The organism is Mammaliicoccus sp. C-M13 (assembly GCF_022386845.1).
GTDB lineage: Bacteria > Bacillota > Bacilli > Staphylococcales > Staphylococcaceae > Mammaliicoccus > Mammaliicoccus lentus.
Genome location: NZ_JAJNHQ010000003.1, coordinates 158,392 through 180,118, shown reverse-complemented (window position 1 = coordinate 180,118; position 21,727 = coordinate 158,392). Strand labels below are relative to the sequence as shown.

The following is a 21,727-nucleotide window of genomic DNA, read 5'->3' as shown; positions in this document are numbered from 1 at the left end:
GTTATTTTGCAGGCTTAAAAGGGGAGGGTATCAAGTGGTTTTTGTATACATATTTGTATCGGCTATAGCTTTATACTGTGCGCTACGATACGGTATTAGAGATGCGCTTATTGAAATTGAAGCTAATAAAGAAGATTTAGTTTATTATAGAAAAAGTGCTGATTTATTAGAGGAAATTGGTACAATTTATTCAAGTACTTCAAAAGAGAATACTGATACTGCTAAGGGCATTTATAATGATTCTTTTGATGTTTTTACTTCGGATAAAAATTCAAAAGATAAGTTTGATATTTTGAGTGAAAACAAGAAAAAGATTTTATCTTTAGAAGTTGAACAGTCTGGAACATAAATAATTGTTCCAGACTGTATTTTGTTATGGTAGTAGTTGAATAGACTAAAAACACGCTTATATCAAGCTTATTTCAATACTAGTCGCTATTAGCGGTAGGGCTAAGAAATCTTATTAAATACAACTAGATTTCTGTCCCGCTCCCTTTTATTTCGTTTATATTTAATCCTTCTGAGAGAAGTGGTTCTTCAAAAAAGCTAGATACGTATTCAAACGTTTCTTTTGTATCAAAATTCTTTCTTGAAGGTTCTTCAATACTTCTCTTTTTTATTCTTTCTAAACATTTCTCGTCATCTATATTAAGAAATATTAATTCATGATTTGCCTTAATTTCAGTCGCTATACTGAGTAACCAGCTTCTTTGAGCTTTTGTGTTTCCTGGAAAGTCTAATACTACATTGCTGCCAACTTTTAAAATACGTTGTATGTGTTCTTTTAATAAAGGCTTTATTAATTTTGAATATTTTAAGTAGTCGTCAAATGTTGTTATTTCATTTGGATAAAGTTGAGATAACCAATCATCTTCAGATAATAAAATAGCGTTTTTATTAATTTCTAATTTTTTTGCTGTAGTTGATTTTCCAGCCCCCATTTTACCTGTAAAAAAATACAAAGTTCCTAATTTATTCATCTACATACCTCTTTTCATCATTTGATATTATCAATATTTTAAATTTATACTCTAAAGTGTAGCATAGATTATTTATTTGTATTAAAAGCTATGACAATAGTTGAATAGGGTATTTAAAATTAAGTGTAAAATGTGTGTTTAATTGAACTGTAAAGGGGAGCATTCAGATGTACATACCAAAACATTATCAAATGAAAGATTATCAAGAAATTAAAAATTTTATGACTAAATATAATTTTGCGACTGTAGTTACTGTTGATGAATTAAAACCTATTGCAACACATTTACCAGTAATTATTAATGAGCATGATGGTGCTTTATTTATATCTGGGCATTTTGCTAGAGGCAATAAGCAATGGAGAACAATGGACAATAACGAGGATGTACTCATTATATTCCACGGGCCACATGGATACATATCATCAACATGGTATGAAACTGAGGATGTACCGACATGGGATTATCAAAGCATACATGTTTATGGGAAAAGTGTCTTGTTAAATGAACACCAGTTAAAAGAAGATTTAAAAGTTTTGTTGGATAAGTATGAAAGTGAACATAGAGGTGGGGCAACATGGGAAAATTTATCTGATCAGACAAAAAAACAAATAAAAGGTATAGTGGGTTTCAAAGTAAAAGTAGATAAATTAGAAGCTGCATATAAGTTAAGTCAAAATCGTAGTGAAACGGATAAAGAGAACATTGTCATACATCTTAATAATACTGAAAGTGATCTAGATAAAAATTTAGCAGAAGAAATAGAAAAATATTAAAGAAGTGGGGTAGAAACCGTAATTTTCTATAAGGTTTCGTAGTCCCACTTTCTTAAATCTATTAATTTAATGGATAATCGTCTCCATTTTTAGAAATGTAATAAGTATCTGACAAACCATCTGTATGTAATTTAGCAGGTTGTCTTTTACCTGATATTGTATAATTAAATGGTTTATTATCTTGAAAATCATATAGAATTCTAGAACTGACACCATTTTCTATAACATTAGCATTTAATCTTTTAACTATTCGATAACCTTCTTTATATTCTTTAGTCTTTTTAAACTCTAGTTCAGCAGCTTTTAATAAGTCATTTTCAGTAATTTTATCTCCAACATGATGTTTTTCTTTTAAATTTGTGATTCTTCCTGTATTGATAGGTAATAATATATTTGATTCATTATCGCGTTTTAAAAATTTTACAAAATGCTCTATCGAAACTTCTGTGGATTTACTAAATACTTGATTATTATCAGTTGAAGATTTTTCTTCTAAAACTACGTTAGTAATCAATTTGAAACTAGGATTTTCTATATGCTTAGTTAAATCAGGAATAACAAATCCTTTATCTGTTATAGGAAATATATCAGACTTGTTATTACTATATGATACCTCAATTTTCGAATTAGGCGCTAAATTTACCACTCGATATTCATCTGCAGCCTTTGCATCTATTGCAATTTGAACATAATTTAAAATATCTTTTTTTGTTAATACTTCACCAGGTGTTAAAGGGAATTCTATAAAGCCAGGAACAAGGATTTCGTTACCTTTCTTATCCACCCCAGTAACATTCACCATTAAATGAGTACCTTGAATTTCTTGATAATCTTTTCTACCGCCAACTTTAAATGAAGGTTGCTCCATAGCATCTACATTAGAAGTAATAAAGGGAGTTATAACGATATTGCCAACAACTAGAGAAATCATTACTTTTTTGAAACTTTTCATATAAACACCTCTTTGTTTTTTTAATATAATAACACACTTTTTGTTACAAAACTGTAAATTATTTGTATATTACAAATAATTTACAGTTTTGTAACAAAAAGTGTGTTAATAAATTATTACTATAAGAAAAGGTATTTGAGCTGATAATAAGAATAAGTAATTAAATAAAAAGAAAAAATAAGAACGTTGTATCCTAAGGTGCAACGCTCTTATTATTATACTGGTATATATTTTATTCTTTAGCACTTAAATATTCAGCTAATAGTTTAATAGGAATAAGTATTGAATAACCTATTGTTAACCCGGCAATCGATAATATTAAGAATGAATGATCTGTTTTTAGGTTATAGCCAAAGTAAGATGTAATGGACCCTATTAAAAAAATAAAGACGAAATTAATGATTAAACGTTTTTTGTTATAAACATATTATCTCCTTAGAAATAACTTATCGTTTGAAATGATGTTTAAGCGACTATATAATGAACCTCAATTAGGAGGTTTATTATTATGGGAAAAGAAATTTATTTTTTGATAAACTCACTTGATGTTGGTAGAGGCGGTTTAACTAAAGCTTGTATTCAGCAAGCAAACATGAGTGCTGAATTGGGTTATAAAACAACAATATTAACTTTTAATTATAATAGTGACTATGACATAATAACTGAAAAATTATTTCGATACTATAGTATTAATAGAGATGTTGAAATAAGAAATATGTATGATTTTTATAGAGATGAGAAAAATGTTGAAGTAGATTTAACGAAAGTTAATGATTGTATTTCTTCTGATTTTGCTTATGAAAAAGTAAAAAATAAAAATGGATATAGAATATATGAAAATGGTTTATATAGGTATTATATGACTCATCGTGACGATGAGACTGTAAAAGGTGTAGATTGTTTTAATGATTTTAGATATAGAATTAGAAGTGAAGCATACACGCCTAAAGGATATTTGGGCAAGGTTTCTTATATGGATTTTGAATTAAATAAGCCGAGACAGATGGTTTTTAAAGACAGTAAAGGCAATTGTTATTTATCTAAATGGGTTAATCCCGAAACTGGCAATGCTCATAAAGTTTTATTATTTAATGGTAATGAAATTAAAAAGACATTTAAAAGTGATGAAGCTTTAAAAGCTTATTTTATAGAAAAAGTTGTTGAAAACGATGAATATCCAATTTTAATTTCAGATGCTCGTAATACTGATGATGTGATGACACTAGTCGATGATGAAAAAGCTAAAAAACTTATTAGATTGCATAGTAATCATGTGAAAGAGCCGTTTGATGTTGAAAAATCAGAAATTGTAAGTACTGTAAAATTTGCATTAAATAATTTAGATAAAATAGATTATTTAGTCGCGCTGACAGAGAGGCAGAAAGAAGATATAGTAACTAGAAAAAATCATGATGAAAAGCTACTTGCGCTACCACATGGCATAGAAGTGAAAAATAGCGATGCCCATAATAATTTTAAAAAAGATAAAGCTGTTGTTATTTCTAGATTAGTTTCATTAAAACAAATTCATCATGTAGTAGAAGCTGCAAGTTTACTCGTAGAATACAATCCAAACTTTTTGATAGAAATATATGGCTCTGGTGATCAAGAGAAAAAGCTTAAAGATTTAATTAAATCTAAAGGTTTAACTGAGGACGTTATATTAAAAGGTTATACCGATAATATTGAAAATGTTTATAAAGAAGCGGCTTTTTCGATTGTAACTTCGAAAACAGAAGGCTTTTCGTTATCTATATTAGAAAGTATGGCAAATGGTGTTCCAGTATTGAGTTATAATTTTAACTATGGTCCTGAAGATATTATTACTAACGGTAAAGATGGTTTAATTATTGAAAAAAATAATATAGAACAATTAGCTGAAAATATGAATTATTTATTTAGTAATCCTGAATTAATAAATGAAATGCGTATAAATGCGGCTAAAAGTATAAAAGATAGATTTAGTAGAGATAAAGTTAAACAATATTGGGAAGAGTTATTTAAGTCATTATAACAATTTTATAATTTATACAAATTAAAAAACAGAGGCGATTCTTAAATGAATAAGAAAATCGTCTCTGTTTTATTTAAGCTAGGATAATCTATACCTAGTCTCGTTTTCATTTTTCATGTTTATTTTTAATTCGTTAAGTTCAACTCTAAATCTAAGGCTTCTTTTAATACATTTGAAGTTTCGTGCGAGTTTATCGCGCAATTACCGTATTTTTCAGCTAATTTAAAAGCTGTTACGTATAACTCCAAACTATCCTTGGCAATATCTTCTGCCTCTTCGTGTACGGATGGATTTGCTTTAACCACTAGTTCTGCAAACTTTTCGGGTTCAATATCAATTCCCATGTTTAAATAAACACTCCTATTAATTTTTTGATACGTTACTATATAAATAACGCTCTTGTAACGTATACCCTATATTATAAATTAATAATCATTACTTTTAAAATATTTTGTTTTCCATTAGAATATAAAGAGTAATAGAGAGGATGACTGTAGTGAGAATTTTATTTATAGGTGATATTGTAGGCAAATTAGGTAGAGAACAATTAGAAACATATTTACCTAAAATTAAAGCAACATACAAACCAACACTAACGATTGTTAATGGTGAAAATGCTGCACATGGTAAAGGAATAACTGAAAAAATATATAAAGAAATTTTACGTATGGGCGCAGACTTTATGACGATGGGTAATCATACATACGGTCAGAAGGAAATTTACGAATTTATAGGTCAAGCGAATAGAATGGTAAGACCTGCGAATTTTCCTGATGAGGCACCGGGAATTGGTATGAGAATCATTAAAGTCAACGATAAAGATGTTGCTATTATCAATTTGCAAGGTCGATCATTTATGGCTGCTATCGATTGTCCTTTTAAAAAAGCTGATGAATTAATAGAAGAAGCATCTAAAATAACGCCGTTTATCTTTGTTGATTTTCATGCAGAAACAACTTCTGAGAAAAATGCGATGGCTTGGTATTTAAATGGACGCGTTAGTGCAGTTGTTGGTACGCATACTCATATACAAACTTCTGATGAACGTGTTTTAAATGAAGGTACAGCATATATTACAGATGTTGGAATGACTGGATATTACGACGGTATTCTTGGCATTAATAAAGATGAGGTTATTGAAAGATTTATTACGAGTTTACCTCAACGTCATAACTTGCCAAATGAAGGTCGAAAAGTACTTTCAGGTGTGGTTGTTGATTTAACTCAAGATGGAAAAGCTAAAAAAATTCAAAGAATATTAATAAACGATGATCATCCATTTGAATAGTATCGTCCATTAGGATGATTTTTGTTAAAACCCTTTAATTTCATAGGATTAAAGGGATTTTTTTGGTATGATGTGAATTGAGATATTATATGGGGGAGGCCATAAGATGAAATCACAAATTTCATGGAAAGTTGGCGGACAGCAAGGCGAAGGAATTGAGTCAACAGGTGAAATATTCGCAACTGCTATGAACCGTCAAGGATATTATTTATACGGATACCGTCATTTTTCTAGTAGAATCAAAGGCGGACACACAAACAATAAAATAAGAGTATCATCCACGCCAGTAAGAGCGATTAGTGATGATTTAGATATATTAATAGCATTTGACCAAGAAACAATAGATGTGAACTATCACGAAATGCAAAAAGGCAGTATTATCATTGCCGATGCAAAAGCAAAACCTGAAAATCCAGAAGATAGTAAAGCACAATTAGTGAGCTTACCGTTTACAGGCGTAGCTAAAGAATTAGGAACAGCGTTAATGAAGAACATGGTAGCTGTAGGTTCTACTTGTGCAGTCATGGATTTAGATACAGACGTATTTGAATCATTAATCAGTGATTTATTCAGTCGTAAAGGCGAAAGTGTCGTTAATTTAAACATTCAAGCGTTAAATGAAGGTTATAGATTAATGAAAGAAGAAATGGATTCATTAGAAAGTGAACATACTTTAGAGAAGAATGACTCTGATGGCCATTTATTTATGATAGGTAATGACGCGATTGGTTTAGGGGCAGTAGCAGCTGGAGTTAGATTTATGGCAGCTTATCCTATTACGCCAGCTTCAGAAATTATGGAGTACATGATTGATCGTTTACCAGAATTAGGTGGCGCCGTTATACAGACTGAAGATGAAATTGCTGCATGTACAATGGCAATTGGTTCTAACTATGCTGGTGTACGTTCATTTACATCATCTGCAGGTCCAGGCTTATCATTGATGATGGAATCAATAGGTTTATCAGGAATGACTGAAACACCTTTAGTAATCGTTAATACTCAACGCGGTGGGCCATCAACTGGTTTACCAACTAAACAAGAACAGTCTGACTTAATGCAAATGATTTACGGTACTCATGGCGATATTCCGAAAATTGTAATAGCACCAACAAGCGCAAGCGATGCGTTTTATTTAACGATAGAAGCATTTAACTTAGCTGAAGAATATCAATGTCCAGTTATATTACTTTCAGATTTACAATTATCTTTAGGTAAACAAACCGTTGAATCATTAGACTATGACAAAATTGAAATTCGTAGAGGCGCTCTAATAGAAGAAGACATGGAAACACCTGAAGATAAGGCGTACTTTAAACGTTATGCATTGACTGATTCTGGAATCTCTCCACGTGTTCTTCCTGGTACAAAAGGTGGTATTCACCATGTGACAGGTGTTGAACATAACGAAGAAGGAAAACCTTCTGAAGGTGCTGAAAACAGACAATTACAAATGGATAAACGTATGCGTAAAACAGCTCAATTATTAATCGATGAACCAGTTAAATCTAATGAAAAATATGATGAAGCGGATATTTTATATGTAGGATTCATTTCTACTATAGGAGCAATCGAAGAAGCAATTACAAGATTAGATAAGCAAAATGTAAAAGTTAATCATATTCAAATTAGACAATTACATCCATTCCCTACTGATGCTGTACAAGAAGCCTTTAATAAAGCTAAAAAAGTAGTTGTAGCTGAGCATAATTACCAAGGACAACTATCTAGCATTATCAAAATGAATGTAAATCATCAAGGTAAAATTATTAACCAAACAAAATATGACGGTACACCATTCTTACCGCATGAAATAGAAGATAAAGCTTTAGAAATCGCAAGTAATATGAAGGAGTTGATATAATTGGCAACATTTAAAGATTTTAGAAATAATGTTAAACCAAACTGGTGTCCAGGCTGTGGTGACTTTTCTGTGCAAGCAGCGATTCAAAAAGCAGCAGCAAATGTAGGATTGGAACCAGAAGAAGTTGCCATTATTACAGGTATAGGTTGTTCGGGTCGTTTGAGTGGTTATGTAAACTCATATGGTCTACACTCAATTCACGGACGTTCATTACCTTTAGCACAAGGTGTTAAAATGGCTAATAAAGATTTAACAGTAATTGCTTCAGGCGGCGACGGAGACGGATTTGCTATAGGTATGGGTCACACTATTCATGCTTTAAGAAGAAATATGGATATGACTTATATCATCATGGATAACCAAATTTATGGATTAACTAAAGGGCAAACTTCACCAAGTTCTGCTAAAGGTTTTGTTACAAAAACAACACCTAAAGGTAACATTGAACAAAACGTTGCACCTTTAGAATTAGCATTATCATCAGGTGCTACTTTTGTAGCGCAAAGCTTCTCAAGCGACATCAAAGAATTAACACATATAATTGAAGAAGCAATCAATCACAAAGGATTTTCATTTGTAAACGTATTTTCACCATGTGTAACATACAACAAAATAAATACTTATGATTGGTTTAAAGAGAATTTAACTAAATTAGCTGATATTGAGGACTATGATTTTTCAAATAAAAATCAAGCAATACAAACAGTGATGGATAAAGAATCTATGATTACAGGTATTATATATCAAGATAAAGAAACTCCATCATATGAACAACAATTAGAACAACTTGATGAAACACCACTAGTTAAAAAATCATTGAAGCTTGAAGAAAACCAATTTGAAGAGCTTGTTTCTCAATTTAAATAATTATATAATGAATACACTTTAAGCTCATAGTTTGTCTATGAGCTTTTTTTAATAAAAAGGGGGATTTTCAAATGACAAATACATTAATGAGCATTCAAATTATTCCAGAGCACGAAGATACAGGGGTAATACCTTTAGTTGATGAAGCAATAAGAATAATAGATGATTCTGGTTTAAAGTATCAAGTGAATCCTTTAGAAACTACTATTGAAGGGGATATGAATGCTTGCCTAATTTTAATAGAACAAATTAATGAGCGCATGGTTGAGTTGGAATGTAAAAGCATTATATCTCAAGTGAAGTTTTATCACGTTCCCGAAGGCATCATGATGGATACGTTAACGGATAAATATAGATCTTAATTAAGATAGTTTAATGAATGAACGTTATTTATTATAAATATAAAGGAGAAATGTATTATATTATATCGGTTTAAGGAGTAAAGGGGACGAAAGATATGAGAACTGTATTAAAATATATTAAACCGTATACGGGTCTGTTTATATTAGGTTTAATATTAATGTTAATAGAATTAGCAGTAGAATTAATCCAGCCTATTTTTATATCTGAAATAATAGACAATGGTATTTTAAAGAATGATTTAAACCACGTCTATCTTTATTTAGGCATTATGCTTGTTACAGGTCTTGTAGCTTTAGTGTCTGGGATATGGAATAGTTTTGTAGCTGGCCATGTTAGTCAAACTTTTGCATATGATTTAAGAACTGCACAATTTAGTAAAATTCAAACTTTTTCATTGGCAACATTAGAGAAGTTTAAAACTTCTAGTTTAATTACGAGGCTCACAAGCGATGTTAATAACTGTGATACAGCAGTATATATGTCTATAAGAATCATGTTAAGAGCCCCTTTGATGATTATTGGAAGTATCGTAATGAGCTTTATAGTTGAACCTAGACTAGCGCTTTATTTGGTGATTGGAACGCCATTTATATTTATAATAATATTCTTTATTGCGCGCACGGGTTCTAAATTATTTACAAAGATACAAAGAAAATTTGATGAAATGAATAGATTTTTCCAACAAAATCTTGAAGCTGTTAGATTGATCAAAGCGAGTCAGACATCACACCAAGAAATTAATCAATTTAAAGAAAAAATAAAGGACATTAGACATAATTATACATACGCTTTAAGACTAATGGAATTGATTAATCCATCTTTACTATTTATTATTAATGCGAGTATATTAGCTGTCATTTGGTTTGGGTCCGATATGGTTAATAGTTCAACTCTAGAAGTTGGTAAACTGGTCGCAATCATCAATTATGGTATGAGAATGCAAGGTGGATTTGGTATGTTGGCATTTCTTATCATGACATTAAGTAGAATGAAGGCTTCCAGTGATCGAATAGAAGAAGTGCTTACTACTCCATCAGATGAATGGGTATTAGAAAAGAACGGTCACAAAGTGGAAAATCATGCTTATAGTATTAAATTCAATAATGTTTCATTTACTTATCCAAACGCTAATAAACCGGTACTTCACAATATTTCCTTCGAAGTTGAACCGAGAGAAACCTTCGCTATTATGGGTTCTACAGGTTCAGGAAAATCTACTTTACTGAGTTTAATTCCGAAAATTTATAGAACTAAACAAGGAGAAATTCTTTTAGATGGGAAGAATGTAGAAGACTGGGAAATTGAAGATTTACGAGACGCTATCGGATATGTACCACAAACTGCATTATTATTCTCAGGAACAATATATGAAAACTTGCAATTCGGAGACCCGAATGCTGAATTAGAAACGTTAGAAACTTCTACTCAAAAAGCACAGATACACAATTCTATCGAAGCATTTGATCATCAGTATGAAACGATGATTGGACAACAAGGTGTTACTTTATCTGGTGGTCAGAAACAAAGACTTTCTATTGCTCGAGCGCTTGTAAGGAAACCTGGTGTGTTAATACTTGATGATTCTACTTCTGCATTAGATGTGAAGACGGAATCAGCTTTATGGGATGCACTTGAACATGAAGATACTACTAAACTGATTGTTACTCAAAAAATTTCTACAGCTAAAACAGCAGATCGAATTATGTTATTGGTAGATGGTCATATAGAAGCAATAGGTCATCATGAAGAATTATTAAAATCATCTAAACTTTATAATGAGATTGCTAACAGCCAAGAAAGTGCGGTGAATACATGATGGGCATTAAAAATCCGTACGGACATGAAACGGTTATAACGCCGGATGATATGTCTAAAAATAATACTAAGAAGAAAAAGAGAGCACGAGATACTAAAGGGACTTTATTAAATATTTGGCATTTAATTGATGAAAAACGTGTTCAACTCATCATTGTCATACTCATGATTATATGTTCATCTTCATTGAGTTTAGTAGGGCCATTTTTAATTGGTAGAATAATTGATACAAAAATTATCCCTAAAGACTTAAATGGATTATTAAAATATATCATTATATTGATATCTGTATATACTTTATTATCCATCACTTCTTATATAGGTTCGTATATGATGGTAAATATCGCACAACGAACAGTTTATTTATTAAGGGACAATTTATTTAGTCATTTTCAAAAGTTACCTGTTTCATACTTTGATAAAAAACAACATGGTGAATTAATGAGTAGAATGCAAAATGATATTGAAAATGTGTCACAAGTATTAAACTCCTCATTCATTCAATTTACTTCAAGCGTTGTAACGTTAATAGGAACATTATCTATCATGTTGTATTTAAGTCCACTATTAACTTTATTAACAGTAATCATTATACCTATCATGTTCATAAGTTTACGTTGGATTACAGCTAGAACAAGCGTGTTGTATTCGATGAGGCAAAAACAATTGGGTATTATGAACGGTTATATCGAAGAAATCGTGAATGGTCAAACTGTTGTAAAAGCTTTTTCTCAAGAGCATTATGTGATGGAAACATTTAATGAGAAAGCAGATAATGTTAAAGAATATAGCTTTTGGGCAGTAACATTTGGTGGATTAATACCTAAAGTAATGAATTATTTAAATAATTTAAGTTTTGCTATCGTAGCTGGGATAGGTGGTATATTAGCTTTAAATGAATCTGCCGGTGTAACAGTTGGTGTTATTGTTATTTTTGCAGAGTATGCAAGGCAGTTTACAAGACCGCTATCGGACTTAGCGAACCAATTTAATACGGTACTGTCTGCTATAGCCGGTGCGGAACGTGTATTCGACATTATGAATGAACCTGTAGAACAAGATTCAAAAGATGCTATAGACTTAAACAATATTGAAGGAAATATTAAATTTAACAATGTTAACTTCAGATATGATGAAGAACAAAAAACACCAACAATTAAAGATTTATCCCTTGAAATAAAAAGTGGAGAATCAGCCGCACTTGTAGGAGCTACTGGTGCCGGTAAAACAACAATCGTTCAATTGATTTTACATTATTATGACATAGAATCTGGTGAAATTTTAATCGATGGAAAATCTATTACTGAGATTACACGAGCTTCTTTAAGAAAAGAAATAGGCGTTGTATTACAAGACCCTTACTTATTTGATGGAACGATATTAGATAACATCATGTATGGAACACCTAATGCGACAAAAGAAGAAGCTATAGAAGCGGCCAAAAAAGCAAATGCACATGATTTCATCATTAATTTAGAAAATGGATATAGCACAGTACTAAAAGGTGAATCAGGCTCACTTTCTCAAGGTGAAAGACAGCTTATCTCAATTGCTAGATGTTTATTACAAGATCCAAAAATATTATTGCTAGATGAGGCAACAAGTAGCATCGATACCGTAACAGAAATTAAAATACAAGAAGCATTGGAAACTTTAATGGTAGGTAGAACAAGCATTATCATTGCACATAGATTAAATACAGTTAAGAAAGCAGATTTAGTATTTGTATTATCACATGGAGAAATTCTTGAATCAGGAACACAAGAAGAACTTATTGATAAACAAGGTGTTTACTATCACATGTTAAATGCTGGCGATGAAGAACAAATTCAAGAACTACAGTAAAGGAAGATGTGTATGGAGTTTCGTGAAATTAAAGAAGATATAAAACCTCTATTTAATGAATATATATCTGAGTGGTACGATAATAATGATAAAATAGTTCCTTGGAGTACGGACGTCCGCCATCATGGAGGATTTAATAGCATGTTGGAAATGCAAAAAGAAGCCATAACCCCGCCAAAAAATAGTGATTTTGTTAGAGCCAAAACATTTGTATTAATAGATAGGGGTATCATTGTTGGAGCTGCGAATATTCGATATCAATTGAACGATTGGTTACAGCAAGTTGGTGGTCATGTTGGTTACGGTGTAAGGCGTAGCGAAAGAGGTAAAGGTTATGCAACGACTATATTAAAATACGCTTTAGAGGAATTGAGAAATGATTTTGTTGAATATGCGTTGATTACATGTGATGAAGATAACTTTGGCAGTGCTAAAGTTATTGAACGTAACGGTGGTAAAGAAGATAAACCGTATATTTCAGAGAGTCAAAATGTAACAAAAAGATATTGGATTAAGTTATAAAAATTGTCATTTAAAATTAAATAAAGCGCTTTAACTTTTTTGCACTTTATGTTGAACTCTAATATAATATAAAGATAAATCAATATGGGCAGAAAGGGTTTTGACATTGAATGAAGAACAAAGAAAACAAGGAGCGAATGCGAAGACGAAACCTAATTTAGAAAAAGATTATAGTAAATATTTCGAGCATGTTTATCAACCTCCTAACTTAAAGGACGCTAAGCAAAGAGGTAAATCAGAAGTTCAATATCATGATGATTTCAAAATAGATGAACGACATAGAGGAATGGGGAAAGGTCGTAAATTCTATATTAGAACGTATGGTTGCCAAATGAATGAGCATGATACAGAAGTAATGGCTGGTATTTTTCAAGCATTAGGTTTTGCACCGACTAATTCAGTAGACGATGCTGACGTTATCTTACTAAATACTTGTGCAATTAGAGAAAATGCAGAAAATAGAGTGTTTAGTGAAATCGGCAACTTAAAACATTTAAAACAAGAAAGACCAGATTGTTTAATAGGTGTTTGTGGTTGTATGTCTCAAGAAGAATCTGTAGTGAATAAAATACTAAAATCATACCAAAATGTTGATATGATCTTTGGTACGCATAATATTCACAGATTACCTGAAATTTTAGAAGAAGCTTATATGTCTAAAGCGATGGTTGTTGAAGTTTGGTCTAAAGAAGGCGACGTTATAGAAAACTTACCTAAAGTACGTAACGGTAGAATTAAAGCATGGGTAAATATCATGTACGGGTGCGATAAATTCTGTACATATTGTATCGTTCCATTTACAAGAGGTAAGGAACGTAGTCGTATGCCGGAAGAAATTATCGCCGAAGTGAGAGACTTGGCTAGACAAGGTTATCAGGAAATTTGTTTATTAGGACAAAACGTAAATGCTTACGGTAAAGACATAGAAGGTTTAAATTATGGTTTAGGCGATTTACTGAACGATATGACTAAAATTGATATACCTCGAGTTCGTTTTACAACGAGTCATCCATGGGATTTCGATGATCGATTGATTGAAGTGATAGCAGAAGGTGGAAACATTGTTCCGCATATTCATTTACCTGTTCAATCTGGTAATAATAAAGTCTTGAAAATAATGGGGCGTAAATATACGCGTGAAAGTTATTTAGAGCTTGTAAATAAAATAAAAGAAGCAATACCAGATATAGCATTGACAACTGATATAATAGTTGGATATCCTAATGAAACAGAAGAACAATTTTTAGAAACAATAGATTTATACCACGAAGTTGGATTTGAACATGCATATACTTATGTATATTCTCCAAGAGAAGGAACACCAGCAGCTAAAATGAAAGATAACGTTCCAGAAAAAGAGAAAAAACAAAGATTACAACGTTTAAATAAAGTAGTCGGTGAATATGCTGCTCAATCATTAAAACCTTATGAAGGTCAAGAAGTATATGTACTTTGTGAAGGATCAAGTAAGAGAGATGAAACAGTATTAGCTGGTTACACTGAGAAGAATAAATTAGTAAACTTTAAAGCACCTCAAGATGTGATTGGTAAAATAGTAAAGGTTAAAATTACAGAAGCTAAACAATATTCATTAAATGGTGAATTTGTTGAAGTTGTATCTAAAGAAAAGGTGGTACATTAAATGTATACAAAAGATGATATACTAGACCAAGCACGTAAACTTGGAAAAATGATGTCAGAAACAGAAGAAGTTGAATTTTTTAAGCGTGCGGAAGCACAAATTCACGAAAACCAAACTGTTCGTGAAAAAATGGCAAGTTTAAAATCACTGCAAAAACAAGCTGTTAATTTCCAAAACTACGGTAAAGATAAAGCTTTAGCAATGGTAGAAGAAAAAATAGCTAATATCGAAAAAGAATTAGATGACATGCCGATTGTAAGTGAATTTAAAGAAGCTCAAGGAGAAGTGAATGAACTTCTGCAAATGGTTTCACATTCAATTAGCCATACTGTTACAAATGAAATTATTGAATCAACTGGTGGTAACCAATTAACTGGTGAAACTGGTGCAGCTATGAAAAATGCACCTAATGCTAGTAGCTGTTCACACTAAAACAATAATTTAATAACTAAATTATATATTTACAAGCTTTGGTATAAATCCTTAGCTCAAAATAATTCTCCTAATCTGTTGGACTTTTAATTAACAGATTAGGAGAATTTATTTATATAGGAGTAGGACAGAAATTATATAAAAAGATTTCTTTACCGCCCCAGTCAGCTACTGTCTATATAATAAAATTCGAGATAATTGTTATGTCCCAGTATGATTTATTATATTATAATTAACCATACTCGTGTATTGTTGAAAATTTTGATAAAATAGACGAATCCAAAGTTAAATAAAGGAACGTGAAGAAAGATGTCTAAACCAACGCCAATGATGGCTCAATATTTAAAAATAAAATCTCAATATCAAGATACTTTATTATTTTTCAGATTAGGTGACTTCTATGAAATGTTTTACGATGACGCTATTGAAGCATCTAGAGTACTGGAAATTACTTTGACGAGACGTGATGCTAAAAAAGACCCAATACCTATGTGTGGTGTTCCATATCATTCAGCTTCAGGATACATAGAAAAACTTATTTCTAAAGGTTATAAAGTTGCCATCTGTGAGCAAATGGAAGATCCAACTCAAACAAAAGGTATGGTAAGACGAGAAGTAGTACAAGTTATCACACCTGGAACTGTGATGGAACAAAAAGGTATGGATGAGAAAACGAATAATTATATTCTCAGTTTTATTAAAGAAGATGGTGAATTTCATTTAAGTTATTGTGACGTGACTACAGGAGAATTAAAGACAACATCTTTTGAAGATGAAACAACTTTAATCAATGAAATTACGACAATACATCCGAATGAAATTATCGTGAATAAAGTTTTACAAGATTCTTTATATAAACAAATCCAACTAATTACTGAAACGATTACTGTAGTTGAAAGTTATGAAGAAAGAGAATATGATGTTATAAAAGGAACGTCTAAACCTCAAGCGACTTCGTTAATATATTTATTAAATTATATACATGATAATGGTAAGCGAGAAATGCCTCACATAGAAGACGTTGTCGTATATCGTGCACTAGACTATATGAAGATGGATTTTTATGCAAAAAGAAACTTAGAACTTACTGAAAGCATCCGATTAAAATCTAAAAAAGGTACTTTATTATGGTTAATGGATGACACTAAGACACCAATGGGTGCTAGAAGGTTAAAACAATGGATTGATAGACCTTTAATCAAACAACATGATATAGAACAAAGGTTAAATGCAGTAGAACAATTTGTTAATGGTTTCATAGAAAGAGATGAATTAAGAAGTTATTTAAATATGGTGTATGATATAGAAAGACTAGTAGGTCGAGTAAGTTATGGAAATGTTAATGCGAAAGACCTCGTACAATTAAATTATTCTATAAAACAAATTCCATATATTAAAGAAATTATTGAACGACTAGATTCAACATCTGTTAATCGATTTAAAGCTTTAGAACCTCTCGAAGACTTAGAAGAACTTTTAGAAGAGAGCTTAGTCGAAGATCCGCCATTGTCCGTTAAAGAAGGTGGCTTATTTAAAACTGGGTATAATGCTGAACTTGATAAATTCAAAGAAGCTTCAACGAATGGTAAGCAATGGATTGCTGAATTACAGTTGAAAGAAAGAGAACGTACCGGTGTTAAGTCATTAAAAGTAAGTTTTAATAAAGTATTCGGATATTATATTGAAATTACAAAAGCTAACTTAAATAGTGTAGATACTGATGCATTAGGTTACCAACGTAAACAAACATTATCTAATGCTGAGCGCTTTGTAACTGAAGAATTAAAAGAAAAAGAATCTATCATATTAGGTGCAGAAGATAAAGCAATAGAATTAGAATATCAATTATTCTTAGAATTAAGGCAACGTGTTAAAGCTTATACTGAAAAGTTACAAGCACAAGCGAAATTATTATCAGAAATAGATTGTTTACAAAGTTTTGCTGAAATAGCTCAAAAATACCATTATACAAGACCGTTATTTAGCGAAGATAAAACTTTATCGCTTAAATCATCTCGTCATCCAGTTGTAGAGAGAGTCATGGATCATAATGATTATGTGCCAAATGATTGTTATTTGAACCAAGATGGTTTTATATATTTAATTACAGGACCAAATATGTCTGGTAAAAGTACGTATATGAGGCAAATAGCTATAATTAGCATTATGGCTCAAATGGGAGCTTATGTTCCAGCAGATTATGCGCTATTGCCAATATTTGATCAAATATTTACGAGAATCGGAGCAGCGGATGATTTAGTCTCTGGTAAGAGTACATTTATGGTTGAAATGTTAGAAGCTGAAAAAGCAATGGTAGGAGCAACTGAAGACAGTTTAATTATTTTTGATGAAATTGGTCGAGGAACATCTACATTTGACGGGTTAGCTTTAGCACAATCCATGATTGAATATGTGCATCATAATACTAAAGCTAAAACATTATTCTCTACGCATTATCATGAGTTAACACATTTGGACGAAACTTTATCTGGACTTAAAAATATACATGTAGCTGCACAAGAGTACCAAGGTGAATTAATCTTTCTGCATAAAGTTAAAGAAGGTGCAGTAGATCAAAGTTATGGTATTCATGTAGCAAAACTAACTGATTTACCAGATGAAATTATCGAAAGAGCAAATGTTATTCTAGAAGAACTAGAATCCAATACGCGTGTTGAGCGCAATGAACAAACGTTTGAACAGCCATCTTTCCAATTATTCGAAGAACAAACACCTTCAAAAGTTGAAAAACAAATAAAATCTATGGATTTAATGAATATGACGCCAATTGAAGCTTTAACTAAACTTCAAGAAATTCAAAATCAAATTAAATAGAAAGTGTGAATGCATTGGGAAAAATTAAAGAACTTGAATTATCCTTAGCCAATAAAATAGCAGCTGGAGAAGTGGTTGAAAGACCAGCTTCAGTTGTTAAAGAGTTGTTGGAAAATGCTATAGATGCACAAGCAACACAAATTGACATTACAATTAAAGAATCAGGTATACAATCAATAAGAGTTGTAGATAATGGCACAGGCATAGATGAAGAGGATATCGGTAAAGCTTTTGGTAGACACGCTACAAGTAAAATTGATAACGATTATGATTTATTCCATATTAGAACTTTAGGATTTAGAGGTGAGGCTTTAGCGAGTATATCCTCAGTCAGTAAAGTAACTATGAAAACTTGTACAGATGGTCTATTAGGTCATGAAGTCCATGTTGAAAATGGAGAAATAATTAAACAACAGCCAGCTAAAGCTAAAAAAGGAACTGATATTCTTGTTAGTGAATTGTTCTATAACACACCTGCAAGATTAAAATATGTAAAAAGTTTATATACTGAATTAGGGAAAATTACAGATATCGTTAACCGAATGGCGATGAGTCATCCGCACATAGCGTTTAACTTAGTTTCTGATGAAAAAACAGTCATATCGACAAATGGCTCTGGCCGTACAAATGAAGTAATGGCTGAAATATATGGTATGAAAATCGCGAAAGATTTAGTTGAAATTAAAGGTGAAACTGAAGACTATGTTATGCACGGATTCGTTTGTAAACCAGAACATACAAGAAGCAATAGGCATTATATTTCTATATTCATAAATGGGCGTTATATTAAGAATTTTGTATTGAATAAGGCGATTATTGAAGGTTATCACACACTTTTACCAATTGGTCGATATCCTATCGTTTATTTAAATATTGAAATGGATCCAATTTTAGTTGATGTGAATGTGCATCCAACTAAATTAGAAGTTAGACTTTCAAAAGAACAGTCGTTGTTCGATTTAATTAATCATAAAATTAAAGAAGCATTTAGAGGATTATCTTTAATACCTGGTACTTCGTTAGAGAAGCATCAACAAAAGAAATCTCAGAAAGAAATATTTGAACAACAACGTTTAGATTTTGAAGCAAAAAATCGAACAGAAACATCATCTGAGAATCATTCTCCTACAACACCAAATTTTACAAACTCAATAAATGATCCTAAACCTATTATTTCTGAAACAGAAAAAAGTGAACCATCATCACAATGGCATTTTAAACCGAAAGAGAATAATTCTTATATACAAGAAGAACAAGGCGCTCATCACGTAGAAGATGAAGAACAAGAAAATAAAAATCCGGAAAATGAGTTTAATATTGAAAAAGAAGAACCAATTTTGCGAGAAGAAACAGAACAAACACAATACGATCAAGACACATACGAATTGCCACCTGAACAACATGAAACGCAAGATAAACCTAGAGTTCCTTATATGGAAGTAGTAGGGCAAGTTCACGGCACATATATCATCGCGCAAAATGATACAGGTATGTTTATGATAGATCAACACGCAGCTCAAGAACGTATTAAATATGAGTATTTCAAAGAGAAAATTGGTGAGGTAACAAACGAGACTCAAAGTTTATTATTACCTTTAACTTTTAATTTTTCTAGAGATGAACATATGATTATAGAAAAATACTTTCAACCATTGAAAGAAGCAGGAATATTTTTAGAACCTATTGGTCATCATGATTATATGGTTAGTGAATATCCTGTATGGTTACCTCAAGTTGAAGCAGAAGAAGTCATTAAAGATATGATTGATTATGTATTAAAACATGAGCGTGTAGATATTAAGAAACTTAGAGAAGATGCGGCAATCATGATGAGTTGTAAAAAATCTATAAAAGCGAATCATTATTTAAGAAATCATGAAATGGCTCATTTAATAGACGAGTTAAGAGAAACAACTGATCCATTCACTTGTCCGCATGGTAGACCAATTATTATAGAATTAACGACTTATGAACTAGAAAAGTTATTTAAACGTGTAATGTAGGAGGATAATATGAACGAGCATTTATTACCCGCAATTCGCTCTATGAAAGATATGGAAAAGTTTTTTAAGTTAGATTATAAAAGATGTGTTTTATTAGATACTCATATTGGTCATTTACAAGGTATCTTAAATCAAATGAAGAAAAACGATAAAGAAGTTATGCTGCATATAGATTTAATTAAAGGATTATCAAATGATGAAGCGGCTGTTGAATATATTATTCAGCAATTTAGACCGCATGGCGTTATTTCTACTAAGACAAAAGTTATTAGAAGAGCTAAAAAGTTAAATACACTTACAACTTTAAGAGTATTTATATTGGATAGTACTGCTTTAAGTAGAAGTATAGAATTGATTAAACAAGCTGATCCGGATTTCGTTGAAGTATTACCTGGAGTTGCTGCGAAAGTAATAAAAGAAATTAGTGAAAAGACTGGGAAAAGTATTATAGCTGGTGGTTTAATTAACACTGAAGAAGAAATACAATTAGCTATTGAAAGCGGTGCAAAGTATATAACGACAAGTGATACAGAAATTTGGTAAGTCGATTTGACAACGTTTTCATTAAGTATTATACTCTTAAGTAAGTTAATATATGAGATGAGTAAATGAGACCTCTACGTGGATATCTATGCAATGAATTTGTATAGGTTTGTGTAGGGATCTTTTTATGTATTAGCAAGAATCTATAGGAGGTTGTTTAATATGAGTGAATTTTTGGCAGAATTAGTAGGAACTGCCATATTAACTTTATTTGGTGGCGGTGTTTGTGCTAACGTCAACCTAAAAGGGACTTTAGGTAAAGGTGCTGATTGGATAGTTATTTCATTAGGTTGGGGTTTAGCCGTAATGTTAGGTGTTTATGCAGTAGGTAATGTGTCGGGAGCGCATTTAAACCCTGCAGTAACATTAGGATTTGCAATTGATGGATCATTCCCTTGGTCTAAAGTTATTCCGTTTATTATTGCACAAATGATTGGTGCAATGATTGGTGCAGGTTTCGTTTGGGCTTCTTACTTACCTCACTGGAAAAAAACTGAAGATAAAGGTGCGAAGCTTGGAGTATTCTCTACGGGACCTTCATATCCAAACTATATCGCAAACTTCTTAAGTGAGATTATTGGAACTATGATCTTAGTTATGGGATTATTATTTATAGGAGCTAATAAATTTACAGATGGTTTAAATCCAGTAATAGTTGGTTTATTAATCGTAGCGATTGGTTTAAGTTTAGGGGGAGCTACAGGTTATGCTATTAATCCAGCGCGTGATATCGGTCCTCGTATTATGCATATGTTATTACCTATTCCAGGTAAAGGTGATTCTAACTGGAAATACTCACCGGTACCTATTTTAGGTCCAATCGCTGGTGGTATGTTTGGCGCAGCTTTATATAACATTTTATTTAACGGGATCGTTAATGGATTTATCATTTTCTCAATCATCTTTACTGTCGTTGTAGTGTTATTCGGTATAGTATTGAATAAAGCAATTCTTAAAGATGAAACTTCAGAGATTCTGTAATATACAAA

19 protein-coding genes are annotated in these 21,727 nt (G+C 31.5%); 16 read left to right on the top strand and 3 right to left on the bottom strand.

The annotated features are described in order from the left end of the window. Positions 1-34 precede the first annotated feature (34 nt). Entirely contained in the window at positions 35-349 is a 315-nt protein-coding gene (locus LQ615_RS03850; protein WP_017000481.1) for a hypothetical protein, read from the top strand. Positions 350-473: 124 nt separating this feature from the next. On the opposite strand, the gene LQ615_RS03845 is transcribed toward LQ615_RS03850, so the two are convergent. Beyond that, positions 474-980: a P-loop nucleotide/nucleoside kinase family protein gene (locus LQ615_RS03845; protein ID WP_135020988.1), complete on the bottom strand. Its 507-nt coding sequence runs from the start codon at positions 978-980 to the stop codon at positions 474-476. 167 nt (positions 981-1,147) lie between these two features. Here LQ615_RS03845 and LQ615_RS03840 point away from each other — a divergent pair, with 167 nt between their 5' ends. Further along, positions 1,148-1,753, top strand: a complete 606-nt coding sequence (locus LQ615_RS03840) for an FMN-binding negative transcriptional regulator (protein WP_135020990.1) — start codon at positions 1,148-1,150, stop codon at positions 1,751-1,753. 61 nt (positions 1,754-1,814) lie between these two features. On the opposite strand, the gene LQ615_RS13445 is transcribed toward LQ615_RS03840, so the two are convergent. Beyond that, positions 1,815-2,705: a staphylokinase domain-containing protein gene (locus tag LQ615_RS13445; protein WP_017000478.1), complete on the bottom strand. Its 891-nt coding sequence runs from the start codon at positions 2,703-2,705 to the stop codon at positions 1,815-1,817. 508 nt (positions 2,706-3,213) lie between these two features. Here LQ615_RS13445 and LQ615_RS03830 point away from each other — a divergent pair. Then, positions 3,214-4,719 (top strand): glycosyltransferase, encoded by a 1,506-nt coding sequence (locus tag LQ615_RS03830; protein WP_135020992.1) that lies wholly within the window; start codon positions 3,214-3,216, stop codon positions 4,717-4,719. A gap of 125 nt (positions 4,720-4,844) precedes the next feature. On the opposite strand, the gene LQ615_RS03825 is transcribed toward LQ615_RS03830, so the two are convergent. Then, positions 4,845-5,063: a hypothetical protein gene (locus LQ615_RS03825; protein WP_017000476.1), complete on the bottom strand. Its 219-nt coding sequence runs from the start codon at positions 5,061-5,063 to the stop codon at positions 4,845-4,847. A gap of 152 nt (positions 5,064-5,215) precedes the next feature. On the opposite strand from LQ615_RS03825, the gene LQ615_RS03820 reads away from it, so the two are divergent. From LQ615_RS03820 to LQ615_RS03760, 13 genes are all read left to right on the top strand, one after another. After that, a complete protein-coding gene (locus tag LQ615_RS03820) occupies positions 5,216-6,007 on the top strand; it encodes a TIGR00282 family metallophosphoesterase (RefSeq protein WP_026023702.1) in 792 nt (263 codons plus the stop codon). Positions 6,008-6,113: 106 nt separating this feature from the next. Beyond that, the gene (locus LQ615_RS03815) at positions 6,114-7,871 is read left to right on the top strand and encodes a 2-oxoacid:acceptor oxidoreductase subunit alpha (RefSeq protein WP_064210912.1); all 1,758 of its coding nucleotides are present in this window, start codon (positions 6,114-6,116) and stop codon (positions 7,869-7,871) included. Then, a complete protein-coding gene (locus LQ615_RS03810; RefSeq protein ID WP_017000473.1) occupies positions 7,872-8,738 on the top strand; it encodes a 2-oxoacid:ferredoxin oxidoreductase subunit beta in 867 nt (288 codons plus the stop codon). A 71-nt stretch (positions 8,739-8,809) separates the two neighbouring features. Further along, positions 8,810-9,100 (top strand): thiamine-binding protein, encoded by a 291-nt coding sequence (locus LQ615_RS03805; protein ID WP_017000472.1) that lies wholly within the window; start codon positions 8,810-8,812, stop codon positions 9,098-9,100. 95 nt (positions 9,101-9,195) lie between these two features. Continuing rightward, positions 9,196-10,917, top strand: coding sequence for an ABC transporter ATP-binding protein (locus LQ615_RS03800; protein WP_064210911.1), 1,722 nt, complete (start codon positions 9,196-9,198; stop codon positions 10,915-10,917). Further along, positions 10,917-12,761, top strand: a complete 1,845-nt coding sequence (locus tag LQ615_RS03795) for an ABC transporter ATP-binding protein (RefSeq protein ID WP_017000470.1) — start codon at positions 10,917-10,919, stop codon at positions 12,759-12,761. Before LQ615_RS03800 ends, LQ615_RS03795 begins: the two co-directional genes overlap by 1 nt. 12 nt (positions 12,762-12,773) lie before the next feature. Further along, positions 12,774-13,283 carry a GNAT family N-acetyltransferase gene (locus LQ615_RS03790; protein ID WP_017000469.1) on the top strand — a complete coding sequence of 170 codons (510 nt, stop codon included), beginning with the start codon at positions 12,774-12,776 and terminating at the stop codon, positions 13,281-13,283. A 106-nt stretch (positions 13,284-13,389) separates the two neighbouring features. Further along, a complete protein-coding gene (gene miaB / locus LQ615_RS03785; protein WP_017000468.1) occupies positions 13,390-14,925 on the top strand; it encodes a tRNA (N6-isopentenyl adenosine(37)-C2)-methylthiotransferase MiaB in 1,536 nt (511 codons plus the stop codon). Continuing rightward, the gene (locus LQ615_RS03780; RefSeq protein WP_017000467.1) at positions 14,926-15,357 is read left to right on the top strand and encodes a YlbF/YmcA family competence regulator; all 432 of its coding nucleotides are present in this window, start codon (positions 14,926-14,928) and stop codon (positions 15,355-15,357) included. It begins immediately after the preceding gene. Between the two features lie 309 nt (positions 15,358-15,666). Beyond that, on the top strand, positions 15,667-18,192 hold the full coding sequence (gene mutS, locus LQ615_RS03775; RefSeq protein ID WP_064204838.1) for a DNA mismatch repair protein MutS: 2,526 nt from the start codon (positions 15,667-15,669) through the stop codon (positions 18,190-18,192). Between the two features lie 14 nt (positions 18,193-18,206). Beyond that, the gene (gene mutL / locus LQ615_RS03770; RefSeq protein ID WP_064210906.1) at positions 18,207-20,195 is read left to right on the top strand and encodes a DNA mismatch repair endonuclease MutL; all 1,989 of its coding nucleotides are present in this window, start codon (positions 18,207-18,209) and stop codon (positions 20,193-20,195) included. Positions 20,196-20,204: 9 nt separating this feature from the next. Beyond that, a complete protein-coding gene (locus tag LQ615_RS03765; protein WP_017000464.1) occupies positions 20,205-20,738 on the top strand; it encodes a glycerol-3-phosphate responsive antiterminator in 534 nt (177 codons plus the stop codon). Between the two features lie 162 nt (positions 20,739-20,900). Further along, positions 20,901-21,719, top strand: coding sequence for an MIP/aquaporin family protein (locus LQ615_RS03760; protein ID WP_135020994.1), 819 nt, complete (start codon positions 20,901-20,903; stop codon positions 21,717-21,719). Positions 21,720-21,727 lie beyond the last annotated feature (8 nt).